Source organism: Saccharococcus thermophilus (assembly GCF_011761475.1).
In the GTDB taxonomy this organism is placed as follows: domain Bacteria; phylum Bacillota; class Bacilli; order Bacillales; family Anoxybacillaceae; genus Saccharococcus; species Saccharococcus thermophilus.
The window spans coordinates 2624684-2639301 of sequence record NZ_JAASRS010000001.1 but is presented as its reverse complement, the minus strand read 5'-3'; the positions used below and the strand labels follow the sequence as shown (position 1 = coordinate 2639301).

The window sequence follows — 14618 nt, the reverse complement described above, 5'->3', positions numbered from 1 at the left end:
GCTTTCTATCTTATTTATTGTTAGCTACCTTTCGCTTCTTCTTTTTTTCGTAACATTGAAAACAATACAACGTTTCTTTTTCGTCGCTAATGATGCCGTTTAAAAACCCATGCAAACAATGAATTGGTTTGCCGCACTGCGAACAAAAGCCAACAAGCTCTTCCAATCATCATTTCTCCTTTCATAAACGATTGAAAATTATCATTTGTAAGTTGTGATGTGCATCACTACGACAAACGACAAAAGCGGTTATGATGTGTATATAATTTATTATACTATAAAGGAGGCGACAATTATGAGCAAATTTGCCGCAAAAATTCATGCGCCTGATTATGAACCGAGAGAAAGACATCCTGCGATTTTTCGTTTATTCGATAGCTTGAAACCAGGTGAAGTAATGGAATTAACAAACGATCATGATCCGCGTCCGTTGCATTATCAGTTTATGATGGAACGTCCAGATCAATTTACTTGGGAGTACTTAGAAGAAGGACCGGAAATTTGGCGAGTTGCCATCGGCAAAAAATAAATCAGATTTTTAGAAAAGATTCCCGAAAAATTACGGGAATCTTTTCTTTTTGTTGCCTTCATGATACAGTGAAACAGAGAGTTGGAGAAAGGGGACAGACGGTGAAAGGAATGACAGGGGTTGTTCTTGCAGGAGGGCAGTCACGGCGTTTTGGCAGCCCGAAAGCGCTTGCCAAGTTTAGCGGAAAATATTTTTTTGAAATTGCTGTGGAAACGTTGCGCGCAGTAGTAGACGATGTTTATATTGTTAGCCATCCTTCACTAGTAGATTGTTTTCGGCAAAAGACAGTGGAAAAAGTGATCATGGACGATGAACGGTATCGTGGCCAAGGACCGCTGGCGGGAATCTATACGGTTATGAAAGAAAGCGAAGCGAAATGGATCTTTGTGCTTCCGTGCGATATGCCGTATATGCGACCGGAAGTAGCGGTAAAACTTGCTAAATATGCGAACGAGGAGTTTGATGCGATTATATGTGCGCATTTCGGCCGAATTCAACCGTTAGTTGGCATGTATCATCGACGGACATTCGGGCAAATCAAAAAGCTGCTGCAAGCAAAGGATAACAGGATGAAGTCGTTGCTTCATCGTTGTCATGTTCGCTATGTGACGGAGCAAGATTTTTGGGAAAATGAGGTCGTGTTTCGCAATGTAAATAAACCGAATGAGTGTGACGATATTGTGACATAAATCGCTTTGTGATATATGTCACATGAGTGTTTCCCCCTATGCAGTACAATGAAAGCGAGGAGGGGAACATAGTGAGAGACTTTAACGAAAATCCGTTTATTGTGATTTGGGAATTAACAAGGGCATGTCAGTTAAAATGTCTTCATTGCCGGGCCGAGGCGCAATATCATCGCGATCCACGCGAATTGACATTTGAAGAAGGGAAAAAGTTAATTGATGATATATATGAGATGGATCAGCCGCTTCTCGTGTTTACCGGCGGAGATCCGCTCATGCGCCCGGATGTATATGATCTTGCGAAATATGCGATTGACAAAGGCTTGCGTGTCTCGATGACGCCAAGCGCAACGCCAAACGTGACAAAAGAGGCGATTCGCAAGGCGAAGGAAATCGGCCTTTCCCGCTGGGCGATTAGTTTGGACGGGCCAAATGCGGAAATTCATGACCATTTTCGCGGAACGCCTGGCTCCTTCGATTTAACGATCAAGGTGATTGAATATTTGCATGAGCTTGATATCCCAGTGCAAATTAACACCGTTATTTCCCGTTACAATGTTCATGTCCTTGATGAAATGGTAAAGTTGATTGAAAAACTAAAATGTGTGCTTTGGAGCGTCTTTTTCCTTGTACCGACCGGGCGGGGAAAAGAATCGGACATGATTTCCCCAGTAGAGCATGAAAAAGTGTTTCGCTGGCTTTATGAAACGAGCAAGCGCGTCCCATTTGACATAAAAACAACGGCAGGGCAGCATTACCGTCGTGTTGTTTTGCAAGCGAAAATGCGGGAAAATCAAATAACCGGCGACGGAATCCGCTATGAAGACGTGCTGATGAAAGGACTGACTGGACAAGTCGACGGTCTTGGCCGTGCGCCAAAAGGAGTCAACGACGGCAATGGATTTGTTTTTATTTCTCATATTGGCGATGTCTACCCGAGCGGACTGCTTCCGGTAAAAGCCGGAAACGTCCGTGAAACGCCGCTCGCGGAAATTTATCGGAATTCGCCGATTTTCCAAGACTTGCGTAACCCTGATAAATATAAAGGAAAATGTGGCGTATGCGAATTTCGCTACGTTTGCGGCGGCTCACGCTCGCGGGCGTATGCTGTTACCGGCGATTACTTAGAAAGTGAACCGTATTGCGTATACATTCCAAAAGCATTGCGGCAAAAAGGAAAGCGCTTATCTTAATCATAATCTTCACTGGCTCTCTTTTATTAGGGAGCCAGTTTTTTATTTACGCATTTATGGAAATGGTTTTCTAGACATGTTTATAAATAAACAAGAAATAATAAAGATGGAAATCCACTTTTTACAATTATGTGACACTATAAAAAAATGTGATAAAGTTCACAAACATTCTTTTTTCATTTCCGTATGATGGACACAAAAGCAGATAAATTTAGTTATATAGATGTGGTCAAAAAGGAGGATTTTTGGATGAATAAGCAAAAAGCACTTTTACCAATCACAACATTGGCGATGACGTTTGCGTTTGCCGTATGGGCTGTATTTTCTCCGTTGGCGAATACATTCCAAGAAATGTACGGACTAACATCGACACAAAAAAGCATTTTAGTTGCGATCCCGGTGCTGCTTGGTTCTGTCATGCGCATTCCGCTTGGAATTTGGACGGATCGGATTGGTGGTAGACGATTGTTTTCGCTGTTGTTATTGTTTTTGATTATTCCGCTAATTGGAGCGGGTTTTGCTAATTCGTATGCCATGTTAATGTTTTGGGCGTTCTTCATCGGAATGGCAGGGACGTCGTTTGCCATTTCTGTTACGTTCGTATCGCGCTTAACACCGCCAGAAAAACAAGGAACAGCGCTCGGTATTAACGCGATGGGCAATATTGGAACAGCGGTGGCAAGCTTTTCGGTTCCTTCGATCGCGGCAGCGTTTGGAGTGAAATGGGCGTTTTGGGGAATGATTATCCCAGTTGTCATCATGCTCCTTCTTGTTTGGTTCTTTACTCCGGATATGCCAAAGCCTAAGCAGCAAAAAACGATGCTCGATTCGTTATCTGTGTTGAAATATAAACATACGTGGACTTTATCGCTCTTTTATTTCGTTACATTCGGAGCATTCGTCGCATTCGGCATTTATTTGCCATCGCTGCTCATTGATTTATATGGTTTAACTCCGGTTGATGCGGGTCTTCGCGCTGCTGGTTTCACTGTTATTGCGACACTGGCAAGACCAATTGGCGGAAACCTTGGCGATAAAATCGGTGCCGAACGGGTATTGACTTTCGTTTATGCCGGAATTACGATTGGAGCGCTTGTCATTGCGTTTGGAATGGAAAATATGTTTGTGATGACAGCTGCTTGCCTGTTTATTGCAATTATGGCTGGTTTAGGAAACGGTGCGGTGTTTAAACTCGTCCCGCAGCTGTTCCCGGCGGAAACAGGTGCCGTCACCGGTATCGTTGGCGCATGGGGCGGACTTGGCGGCTTTTTCCCACCGATTTTGATGGGAATGGTGAAAGATGCTACTGGTTCTTACATGCTCGGGTTTATTCTGCTCAGTTTGTTTGCTCTCATTTGCTTCCTGCTCAACCGCATGGTTTTCGGGAAAAAAGTGGGCGAACCGGCAAATCCATATATATCGTAACGGTGGTGAAACAGCGGATCGTTTGCAGCGGTCCGCTTTTTGTTTTTGAGAAGCATTTCCTTCCTGATTCAGCATAGTGAAATGTTTTTCCGATGTTTACGGAACGAAACCAGGCTGTGACTCCATTTATCATTTTCTCTACGGAAATAATTGTTACCGTAAATATAAGTAATATTGCTCACTATTTCACAAACAATTCAAACATTGGTGATGATTCGTGATACAAATCACTAGGGAGAACGAATGCACTCGGTACTCTGAAAGTGTAATAAATCAATAAATACGGAGGGAGAAAAAATGGGGCGTAAGTTTTATACGCTTATGTCGATCGCCGCGGCTATTTCTCTTTTAGCCGCCTGTGGAAATGCTAGGGCAGGAGAGAAAGAAACTGCCAAGGAAACGGTGAAGATAGAAAGCCATCACGCAAGTTCGGATGTCATTGCTGCTCACGAAGGTCTTAACCAAAAACCGGTTCCGTTGAAAATGGAACGCATCGGTCCGCATGATGTCAAAATCGAGATGACTGCACAAGTAACTAACATCGAAATTGATAAAGGACTGTAGATGAGCAAATTCGCTAACATAAATTTACAACCAAACAAAAAAAGAGACATGAACCCGATTCCTTGATTAGAATAGATGTGTCACCAAAACTATTCACAAGGAGGTTCATGTCTCATGAATAGATTAGCACATCATCAAGGAATCCACAAGTTTTTCACGATGTTGGGGTTGGCCCTTTATTTTTCAAAACCTGTCATGAAGCATCTCGTTCATATCGTGGATGCGCTGACCACCAAAGGATTTGCGGGAACATTGACCGATCTTCATCATTGGAGCTTTCATCCGAACCACCGCACGACACTCAGCCATTTTTTCACGAAAAGCCCTTGGGATGAAGAGACGCTGCTTCGCAAACTTCAACAGTGGATGCTTCGTCGTGTCGAACGCATCGCCAAACAGGAGAGTCAACCCCTTTTTGTTTCGATCGATGATACGATTTGCCAAAAAACCAAGCCTTCGTCACAGGCAACGCACGCCATTCAAGGGTGTGATTGGCACTATTCTCACACAGAGAAAAAGTCGATCTGGGGACATTCTCTCGTTTGGCTCATGGTTCATACGATGACCCAGGCTTTTCCCTTTGCGTTCCGCCTCTACGACAAGGCGGCTGGGAAAAGCAAGGGGGAACTCGCGATCGAGATGCTTTCTTCTTTGGATGTACACCGTCCTGTTTATGTGCTGATGGACTCTTGGTATCCATCGCAAACGCTCGTGGAAGCTTGTCTGAAAAAGGGATTCCACGTAATCGCAATGCTCAAGGCCAATCGGCTTCTTTATCCAAAAGGCATTGCGGTTCAGGTGAGGGAGTTTGCCCGCTACATCGAACCGAAAGACACTCACCTCGTCACGGTGGGAGAAGAGCGTTATCGGGTTTATCGCTACGAAGGCTCTCTCAAAGGTCTCGATGATGCCGTGGTGCTGCTCGCTTGGAAAGCCGATCAGCCGATGACATCGGAACATCTTCACTGCGTCTTGAGCACCGACCGGGATCTAAGCGATGAAGAGATCTTGCGCTACTATGCCCAGCGTTGGTCGATCGAATGTTTTTTCCGTCAAGCGAAAGACCAGCTGAAACTCGATGGATACCGCGTTCGCGGACGTCGGGCGGTGAAACGCTACTGGATCTTGGTGCAGCTTGCTTACGTGTACAGCATGTTCGAGTCGAACAGCGATTTTTCTGATGGGCTCGATCTTCTGCGCAAGAGAAAAGGACATAGCCTCGTGGAGTTCATTTACCGTGCAGCGAAACAAAATATTCCCATTGATACCGTGAAAAAACAGCTCCACGTGGCATAAGGGGTACCCTGTTTGTCTCTTTTACATGGTAATTATTGTAATTAAAATTGCTCAACTACAGTAAAGGAAAAATCTATAAAGCATGGACGTTCAACGGTCAAGCACCTGGACCGCTCATTGTTGTCAATGAAGGAGATACGCTCCATTTTACGTTAAAAAATATGGACCCAGCGATGCCCCATAGCATGGATTTCCACGCCGTCCACGCTTCGCCGTCGAAAGATTTTGCCGACGTCATGCCGAATAAATCGGGAACGTTTACGTACCCAGCGAATAACCCAGGCGTATTTATGTACCATTGCGGCACGAAGCCGGTGCTCGCCCATATCGCCAACGGCATGCACGGGATGATTATCGTCAAGCCGAAAAGCGGCTATCCGACCGATAAAGAAGTGGACCGCGAATTTGTCTTAATCCAAAACGAGTGGTACAAGTATAATGACATGGATGATTTCCAAAACGGGGTACCAAGCTATGTTGTTTTTTCGACAAAAGCGTTAAAAGCAGGCGATCGAAATACGAACGGAGATACATTTACGCTAAAAGAGAAGCCGCTCGTTGCCAAAGTTGGCGACAAAGTCAGAATTTATATCGAAAATGTTGGTCCGAACGAAGTCAGCTCATTCCATGTCGTTGGAACCGTTTTGGATGATGTCTATATCGATGGTAATCCAAACAACCATCTAAAAGGTTTGCAGACAGTGATGCTTCCGGCGAGCGGCGGCGCAGTCGTTGAGTTTACCGTTACACGTCCAGGCAGCTACTCGATCGTCTCCCACCAGTTCAACCAAGCGCAAAAAGGAGCGGTAGCGATATTAAAAGTAACGGAAACAGGTGAAGATGACGGCGCAGAAACAAATGGACATTAATCATTGTACTGCCAAACAAAGAAATGATATGCCGTCCACCAAAATTTCCTCTTTTCTATAAAAATGTAAGTGATGCGCATCATAGGTATAGTTTTAGATGGACAAAGGAGAGAAATCACTCTCCTTTTTTGTTTCTTTTGCATAATACTAGAAAATTATAGAAAAAATATATGAATAAATGATGCTGTATTAGGAAGAAAGAGGTGATTAAATGAGTGGCCCTTCCTTAAAGAAATTAGAGGCTCATCGTTCCATTCATAACGGCGCATTTATCGAGGCAAAACATCTGACTGAGTTGCTTGAGAAGCTATATAACGATGGGCGTCAGGAGCATCTTGGCGAGGTTGCCGACGCGCTTGTGGAACATTGGGAAAAGAGAGTCATTGCCCATGCGCAAGCAGAGGAAGAAGGATTTTATCAAGAAAAAGTAGAGGAAGACCATCATTTGTTTGAAAAAGTGGCGATGTTAAAGCGTGACCATGACTTAATGAGATATTTGATTGAAGAAGTGAAACAATTATTAGCGCAACGAATTGATCAAGACGTACTCACCCGATTTCATGCGCTTTTGCATATTAACCGTATGCATAGTGACGACGAAGAAAAATTTTTATTTTAGCTAATAAAGCAAAGGAAGGAGCTTCATGCTGACATGAATAAGAAACCTTCACCGCTGTTAAGAAAGCTAAAGTATTTTGGCAAATCCGAAAAAACCGCTGGTCATGCCGAGGTATCGCCGTATGGACGCGATTCGGAAAAAGTGTACCGCCGTCGTTGGCAGCATGACAAAGTAGTTCGTACAACCCATGGAGTGAATTGTACCGGTTCCTGCAGCTGGAGGGTGCATGTGAAAGACGGCATTATTGCTTGGGAAACACAACAAACAGACTATCCGACAACAGGTCCGGATATGCCGGAATATGAACCGCGAGGCTGTCCAAGAGGAGCAAGTTTTTCTTGGTATACATATAGCCCGCTAAGAGTTCGCTATCCGTATGTGCGCGGACCGCTTTTAAAGCTATGGAGGGAAGCGTTAAAACAAGAAGGCGACCCTGTTTCTGCCTGGAAATCGATCGTGGAAGACCGTGAGAAGGCAAAACGGTATAAAAGCGCACGTGGAAAAGGCGGATTTATCCGCGCAAATTGGGATGAAGTCAACACGATGATCGCCGCTTCGCTGATTTACACCATTCAAAAGCACGGTCCGGACCGTATTTTCGGCTTTTCTCCTATCCCGGCGATGTCGATGGTGAGCTATGCCGCCGGTGCGAGATTTTTGAATTTAATCGGCGGGGCTATGCTTAGTTTTTATGATTGGTATGCCGATCTTCCGCCTGCTTCCCCGCAAATATGGGGAGAACAGACGGATGTTCCTGAGAGCTCCGATTGGTTCAACTCTAGCTATATGATTGTGTGGGGATCGAACTTGCCGCAGACGCGTACTCCGGATGCCCATTTTTACGTAGAGGCGCGCTATCGGGGAACGAAAGTGGTAGCTGTGAGCCCGGATTATGCGGAGTTTGTTAAATTTGCCGACAACTGGCTTCCTGTTCAGCCGGGAATGGACGGGGCGCTGGCGATGGCCATGACGCACGTCATTTTAAAAGAATTTTATGTCGATCGGCAAACGGATTACTTTACAAATTATGTGAAAAGATATACGGATTTGCCGTTTTTAGTTACGCTTAAAAAACATGGAGACGATTATGTGGCAGACCGCTTTTTACGGGCAAGCGACATTGGCATGCCGCTGCGTTACGCACAATGGAAGGCGGTCGTATGGGATGAAAAGTCAAAGACTTTTGCCGTGCCAAACGGAACGATGGGGCATCGGTGGGAAAATAACGGGAATTGGAATTTGCAGCTCAATGACATGGACAATAAACGAATCGGCCTCGATCCGGCATTAACGTTTTTAGGAAAAGAAGATGATATTGTTACGATTAAAATTCCGCATTTTGAAGTAGAAAAAAAGACGGTGCTGGAACGCGGCGTTCCTGTAAAAGCAATCAAGAAAAACGGAAATACGCTGTATGTAACGACCGTTTTTGATTTATTGCTGGCCAAAACCGGTGTTTTCCGCGGACTGCCGGGTGATTATCCTGTCGATTATAATGATCCGAAACCGTATACACCGGCATGGCAGGAAGCGATTACTGGCATTGATCGAAACACGGCGGCGCAAATCGCGCGCGAATTTGCGCAAAACGCGATCGATTCGAAAGGTCGTTCGATGATTGTCATGGGCTCGGGCATCAACCATTGGTATCATTCTGATGCCATCTACCGTGCGATTTTAAACCTTGTTTTGTTAACGGGTTCGCAAGGAGTAAATGGTGGTGGATGGGCGCATTATGTCGGACAGGAAAAAGTGCGGCCGCTGGAAGGCTGGCAGACGATTGCGATGGCGCGCGACTGGGGAGGACCGCCGCGTCTGCAAAACGGAACATCGTTTTTCTATTTTGTAACAGAGCAGTGGAAATACGAAGATCAAAAGATGGACGAACATATTTCTCCGTTGTTTGATCAGCCGCGTTATCAGCATGGCGGCGACTATAACTATTTAGCGGTTCGTTTAGGCTGGCTTCCGTCTTACCCGCAGTTTAATACGAACAGCATCACGCTAGTGGAAAAGGCGAACGCAAAGACAAACGAAGAAGTGATTCAATATGTGGTCAATGAAATCAAACAAGGAAATATCACGTTTGCGATCGAAAATCCGTCCGACCCGATCAACTTTCCGAGAGTGATGTTTGTTTGGCGCGCCAATTTGATCGGCAGCTCGGCAAAAGGCCATGAATACTTTTTAAAACATTTGTTAGGGACGCATCACGCAAATTTAAGCGGGCAAAACGACGAGCTAAAGACGAGCGAAATCGTTTGGGATGAGGATGCGCCCGAAGGAAAGCTCGATTTAATGGTAAACATCGATTTTCGCATGAACGGAACAGGGCTGTATTCCGATATCGTCCTCCCGGCAGCCACCTGGTATGAAAAATATGATATCAGCAGCACCGATATGCATCCGTTTGTGCATCCGTTTAATCCAGCGATTGCCCCGCCGTGGGAAGCGAAATCAGATTGGGATTTCTTTAAAGGATTAGCGAAAACATTTTCGGAAATGGCGAAACACTATTTTTCCGCGCCAGTCCAAGATGTCGTTGCAACGCCGCTTTTGCATGATACACCAGATGAAATCGCCCAGCCGTTTGGAATCGTGAACGATTGGAAAGAAGGAGCGGGCGACCCGGTTCCGGGGGTGAATTTTCCGCGTCTTCACATCGTGGAAAGGGATTATGCCGAAGTGTACAACAAATTTGTGGCTCTCGGCCCGGTGGTTCGGGAACGAATCGGAGCGAAAGGGCTCAGCTGGAACGCCAATGAAGAATACAAATGGCTGCTTGATACAGCCGGTTCTTCCTCGCTGACAGGGCCGTATAAAGATTGTCCAAGCCTGTTGACCGACCGTGACGCCGCGGAGGCGATATTGGCGTTATCGAGCGCGACAAACGGTTCGCTGGCGCTGAAAGCTTGGGGAGAGATGGAAAGAAAGACGATGCAAAAGCTAAAAGATTTAGTGGAAGAACGGGCGGAAGAGCACATTACGTTCCAAGCGATTACATCACAGCCGCGTCAAGTGTTGACGACTCCTGTATTTAGCGGGAGCGAAACAGGAAACCGGCGGTACTCCCCGTTTACAACCAATGTCGAGCGGCTTATTCCATGGCGGACGTTAACGGGAAGGCAGCATTTTTACCTTGACCATGAGTTAATGCTGGAGTTTGGTGAGGAATTGCCGACGTTTAAAGCACCATTGCGAAAACTGGCTTTCTATGAACAAGACCATCGTCCGAAGGCAAGCGGCAAAGAAATTGCGCTTCGCTATTTAACGCCGCACTTTAAATGGTCGTACCACAGCACTTACTGGGATAACCTGCTGATGTTAACGATGTTTCGCGGCGGACCGCATGTATGGATGAATAAAGATGACGCGGAAGAAGCAGGCATTGCTGATAACGATTGGATTGAAATGTATAACCGCAACGGTGTTGTCGTCGCACGGGCGGTTGTCAGCCACCGGCTGCCGCGCGGAGTCGCGTTTATGTATCACGTGCAAGACCGTTATATGAATGTTCCGGGTTCGCCAATCAGCAAACTTCGCGGCGGAACGTTTAACAGCCCGACGCGCATTCATGTAAAACCGACACAAATGATTGGCGGTTATGCGCAATTAAGCTATGGCTTCAACTATTATGGTCCAACAGGAAACCAACGGGATGAACAAGTCATTATTCGCAAACTTAAAAAAGAGGAAGTGAACTGGCTTGAGGATTAGGGCACAATTTGGGATGGTGATGAATTTAGATAAATGCATCGGCTGCCATACGTGCAGCATTACCTGCAATAATACGTGGACGAATCGTCCCGGAGCGGAGTACATGTGGTGGAATAACGTAGAAACAAAACCGGGAATCGGTTACCCGAAAGAGTGGGAAAATCAAGATTTACGTAAAGGCGGCTGGGTGCTCAAAGACGGGAAGCTCGAGCTGCGTGCCGGCGGCCGGGTGAATAAACTGTTAAATATTTTCTACAATCCGGACATGACCCCGATTGACGATTATTATGAGCCTTGGACATATGACTATGAAAATTTAATTAACAGCCCGGAAAAACAACATCAGCCTGTCGCCAGACCAAAATCGCAGCTGACAGGCGAATATATGGAAATTACGTGGGGGCCGAACTGGGAAGACGATTTGGCGGGAGTATATGAAACAGGAAAACGCGATCCGAACATAAAAGGCATTGAAGAGAAAGTAAAGTTCGAATTTGAGCAAACGTTTATGATGTATTTGCCGCGTATTTGCGAGCATTGCTTAAACCCGCCTTGTGTTTCCTCCTGTCCATCGGGAGCCATTTATAAACGGGATGAAGACGGCATTGTGCTCGTTGACCATGATGCGTGCCGAAGCTGGCGTTTTTGTATGACGGGCTGTCCGTATAAAAAAGTGTATTTTAATTGGAAAACACATAAAGCGGAAAAATGTACATTTTGTTTTCCGCGCATTGAGACCGGTCAGCCGACGATCTGTTCAGAAACATGCGTCGGGCGGCTCCGCTATATCGGCATTGTTTTTTATGACTTAGATAAAGTGGAGGCTGCTGCTTCGGTTAAGGATGAAAAAGATTTATATCAAGCCCACTTAGATGTATTTCTTAATCCGTATGATCCGGAAGTGATCAAAGCGGCGCGTGAAGCAGGATATACCGATGATTGGATTGAAGCGGCACAGCGCTCCCCGGTTTATAAATTGGCGGTGGAACAAAAAATTGCGCTTCCGCTTCATCCTGAGTATCGCACATTGCCAATGGTTTGGTATATTCCGCCGCTAAGCCCAATCATGGGAGCATTTGACGGCGGATTGGACGACATTAATGCTCACGTCATTTTTCCAGCGATTGATCAAATGCGCATTCCGATTGAATATTTGGCGAACTTGCTTGCAGCAGGAGATACGGAAGTGATTCGCACGGTGTTGAAAAAAATGGTGGCGATGCGAAGTTATATGCGCGCCGTGAACTTAGGGAAAGAACCGGATAAGAGCATATTAGATAAAGTGGGAATGGATGAACATACGGTGAAAGAAATGTATAAGCTTTCCGCTGTTGCGAAATATTCCGACCGCTATGTGATTCCATCTTCGCATCGCGAGAAGGCAGACAATATGTTTTACGGACAAGGAGCAGCCGGTTATGAATTTATGGAATCTTGTTCCGGCTGTTCGGGATATGACGCGGAAAACTTTCATCAATTTTATTGGAGTGATGTCGATGGAAGAGCACCGGAAAATTTTTAAAATCGCTTCGATTTTGCTGCAGTACCCGGAACAAGATTGGATGGAAGATAAGCAATTGTTCCATGAAATTTCTTCATTAGGCAATGAAAGCGTCCGGAAACTGTTTCTGCAGTTTCTGGACTACTTAACAACAAACGAAATAGAGACGTTATGCGAAACATATGTGAATACGTTTGATTTTAGCGATAAAACCACAATGTATTTAACATACCATCTATTTGGCGATCAGAAAGAGCGCGGCCAAGCCTTTTTAAAACTAAAAGAGGAGTTTCGCAACGCCGGTTTTGATCTTTTGGACGAGGAGCTGCCAGACTATTTGCCAGTCGTTTTAGAATTTGCGTCTGTCGCTCCCGAAGAGCAGGCAAAGAAGATGCTTCTCATTCATAAAACAACCATTGATAAAATTGCGGAGGAACTAAAGTTAGCGAATAATCCGTATTATCTTGTCATGGATGGCTGTGTAACCGGGATCGTTTCATTTTTAGAGGAGAAAAAAGCCTCTTAACAATACGAACACGAATGGAGGACGGCTGATGAGTTTACTTGATCAATTTCTTTGGGTAATCTATCCGTATCTCATGCTTACGTTATTTGTCGTCGGTCATATTTACCGTTATAATACCGATCAATTTGGCTGGTCGGCGAAATCAAGCGAGTTTCTCGAAAGCAAACGGCTGCGATGGGGAAGCATTCTTTTTCATTGGGGAATTATATTTGTTTTTTTCGGGCACGTAGCTGGGATATTGGTGCCAAAACCATTTTATGAAGCAATCGGAATTACGGATGAGATGTATCACTTCGGGGCGGTTTGGTTCGGCGGCGCAGCCGGGGCCGCGACGGTCATTGGCGTTCTTTTGCTGCTATGGCGAAGATTAAGCGTTCGCCGTATTTTCCGCAACAGCAGCAAAAGTGATTTCCTTGCACTGTTTCTGTTAACCATCGTCATTTTAACGGGATTTACCAATACAGTAGGATATACTGCTACGGGCGGAACGTTTGACTATCGCGATACGATTGGCCCATGGTTCCGGGGCATTTTAACGTTTCGGCCGCTGCCGCAACTAGTAAGCGATGCCCCGTTAGGATTCCAAATTCATATTATTACCGCCTTATTGCTGTTTGGCATCTGGCCGTTTACCCGTCTTGTCCATGTTTGGAGCGTTCCGCTGACGTATTTAAATAGACATTATGTTGTATATCGCCGCATGCGTGCAAAGAAGATTTAAAAACATCCCTCCTTTTCCATCGAAAAGGAGGGATGTTTTTATTCAATGCAACAAATATCCACCGGACAGTTTTCACATTGAATTTCCTTTTTTAAATAGTCAAGGTCATGGATTGTAATTTTTCCTTTTTTAATGGAAAGAACACCTTGCTGCTTTAACGCGTTTAACATACGGTTGACGCTTTCGCGGGTGGTGCCGCAAAAGTTGGCTAAGTCTTGGTTTTTCAGCGTTAAGTCGATGAGGATGCTTCCGCTATCCAACTTGACGCCGTAGCTGTTGCACATGCGGATGAGCGTAGAATACAGCGCTCCTTTTTTGCCGTACATAATTAAATCGCGAAATTTTGTTTGTGTCCGTCGCGCATGCGTGCTGACCCATTGCATATATTCATAGGTAAGGGAAGGATTGGTTAAGAGTTGTTTCTCTAAATCATCTTTTTTAATGGCTGCTACTTCGCCATCTTCCATTACTTTTGCCGTTAGCAAATAACGCGGTTCGGATGTAAACAATGTTAGCTCTCCGATAATTTCTCCAGGACCGCAAATACGGAAACACATCTCTTTCCCGTCAGCGCCAATTTTACTCATCTGCACTTTCCCCGAAAGAATAAGATATAGTTCAGCGGCGGCCATTCCTTCTTGGAATAAAAACGTTCCTTTTCGTATTTTGATGGTACTTTTGGCGGAACGAAGCAATTCGCATAAATGGTCAAAGCGGTCCCGACGGTTGAACGTTTTGGCTGCAAGCATCTGTTTCACCCCAATGGATCGTCGTTACTTCCATTGTAGAGGATAACTGATTGACATTGTTGTGACGAAAATCACAATTTTTTATATTTGTGATGATTGTCACGATAATGCCGCAAATTTTTTTGAAACTGTTTTCATGTTTACTATGTTACAATGTGAGTAACGGTACCGTCAAGAATTTTGTGTAATATAATGGGGGTAGGGTTTCTCTGAAATGGATTTG

14 protein-coding genes are annotated in these 14618 nt (G+C 45.1%); 12 read left to right on the top strand and 2 right to left on the bottom strand.

The window, feature by feature from the left end:
- Nucleotides 1-10: 10 nt before the first annotated feature.
- Nucleotides 11-166: a hypothetical protein gene (locus BDD39_RS13705; RefSeq protein ID WP_166911507.1), complete on the bottom strand. Its 156-nt coding sequence runs from the start codon at nucleotides 164-166 to the stop codon at nucleotides 11-13.
- Nucleotides 167-295: 129 nt separating this feature from the next.
- Between BDD39_RS13705 and BDD39_RS13700 the strand changes: the two genes are divergently transcribed.
- The 12 genes from BDD39_RS13700 (at nucleotide 296) to narI (ending at nucleotide 13646) form a co-directional block, all read left to right on the top strand.
- Nucleotides 296-529 (top strand): DUF2249 domain-containing protein, encoded by a 234-nt coding sequence (locus tag BDD39_RS13700; RefSeq protein WP_166911505.1) that lies wholly within the window; start codon nucleotides 296-298, stop codon nucleotides 527-529.
- 101 nt (nucleotides 530-630) lie between these two features.
- Entirely contained in the window at nucleotides 631-1218 is a 588-nt protein-coding gene (locus tag BDD39_RS13695; protein ID WP_341801470.1) for a molybdenum cofactor guanylyltransferase, read from the top strand.
- A 71-nt stretch (nucleotides 1219-1289) separates the two neighbouring features.
- Entirely contained in the window at nucleotides 1290-2408 is a 1119-nt protein-coding gene (locus BDD39_RS13690; RefSeq protein ID WP_166911503.1) for a TIGR04053 family radical SAM/SPASM domain-containing protein, read from the top strand.
- Nucleotides 2409-2657: 249 nt separating this feature from the next.
- Nucleotides 2658-3833, top strand: a complete 1176-nt coding sequence (locus tag BDD39_RS13685; RefSeq protein ID WP_166911501.1) for an MFS transporter — start codon at nucleotides 2658-2660, stop codon at nucleotides 3831-3833.
- Between the two features lie 297 nt (nucleotides 3834-4130).
- Nucleotides 4131-4397 (top strand): hypothetical protein, encoded by a 267-nt coding sequence (locus BDD39_RS13680; RefSeq protein WP_208404401.1) that lies wholly within the window; start codon nucleotides 4131-4133, stop codon nucleotides 4395-4397.
- Between the two features lie 114 nt (nucleotides 4398-4511).
- Nucleotides 4512-5693, top strand: coding sequence for an IS701 family transposase (locus BDD39_RS13675; protein WP_166907872.1), 1182 nt, complete (start codon nucleotides 4512-4514; stop codon nucleotides 5691-5693).
- Nucleotides 5694-5740: 47 nt separating this feature from the next.
- Nucleotides 5741-6562, top strand: coding sequence for a multicopper oxidase domain-containing protein (locus BDD39_RS13670; protein WP_243846037.1), 822 nt, complete (start codon nucleotides 5741-5743; stop codon nucleotides 6560-6562).
- Nucleotides 6563-6773: 211 nt separating this feature from the next.
- Complete coding sequence (locus BDD39_RS13665; protein WP_166911499.1) at nucleotides 6774-7181, top strand: hemerythrin domain-containing protein; 408 nt, start codon at nucleotides 6774-6776, stop codon at nucleotides 7179-7181.
- Between the two features lie 33 nt (nucleotides 7182-7214).
- Complete coding sequence (locus tag BDD39_RS13660; RefSeq protein WP_166911497.1) at nucleotides 7215-10898, top strand: nitrate reductase subunit alpha; 3684 nt, start codon at nucleotides 7215-7217, stop codon at nucleotides 10896-10898.
- A complete protein-coding gene (gene narH / locus BDD39_RS13655; RefSeq protein WP_166911495.1) occupies nucleotides 10888-12420 on the top strand; it encodes a nitrate reductase subunit beta in 1533 nt (510 codons plus the stop codon). The genes BDD39_RS13660 and narH overlap by 11 nt, the downstream gene beginning before the upstream one ends.
- Nucleotides 12395-12925, top strand: coding sequence for a nitrate reductase molybdenum cofactor assembly chaperone (gene narJ / locus BDD39_RS13650; RefSeq protein WP_166911493.1), 531 nt, complete (start codon nucleotides 12395-12397; stop codon nucleotides 12923-12925). The genes narH and narJ overlap by 26 nt, the downstream gene beginning before the upstream one ends.
- A gap of 28 nt (nucleotides 12926-12953) precedes the next feature.
- Nucleotides 12954-13646 (top strand): respiratory nitrate reductase subunit gamma, encoded by a 693-nt coding sequence (gene narI / locus BDD39_RS13645; protein WP_166911491.1) that lies wholly within the window; start codon nucleotides 12954-12956, stop codon nucleotides 13644-13646.
- Nucleotides 13647-13684: 38 nt separating this feature from the next.
- Here the strand turns inward: narI and BDD39_RS13640 are convergent, their stop codons facing one another.
- Entirely contained in the window at nucleotides 13685-14395 is a 711-nt protein-coding gene (locus BDD39_RS13640) for a Crp/Fnr family transcriptional regulator (RefSeq protein WP_166911489.1), read from the bottom strand.
- Between the last annotated feature and the right edge of the window lie 223 nt (nucleotides 14396-14618).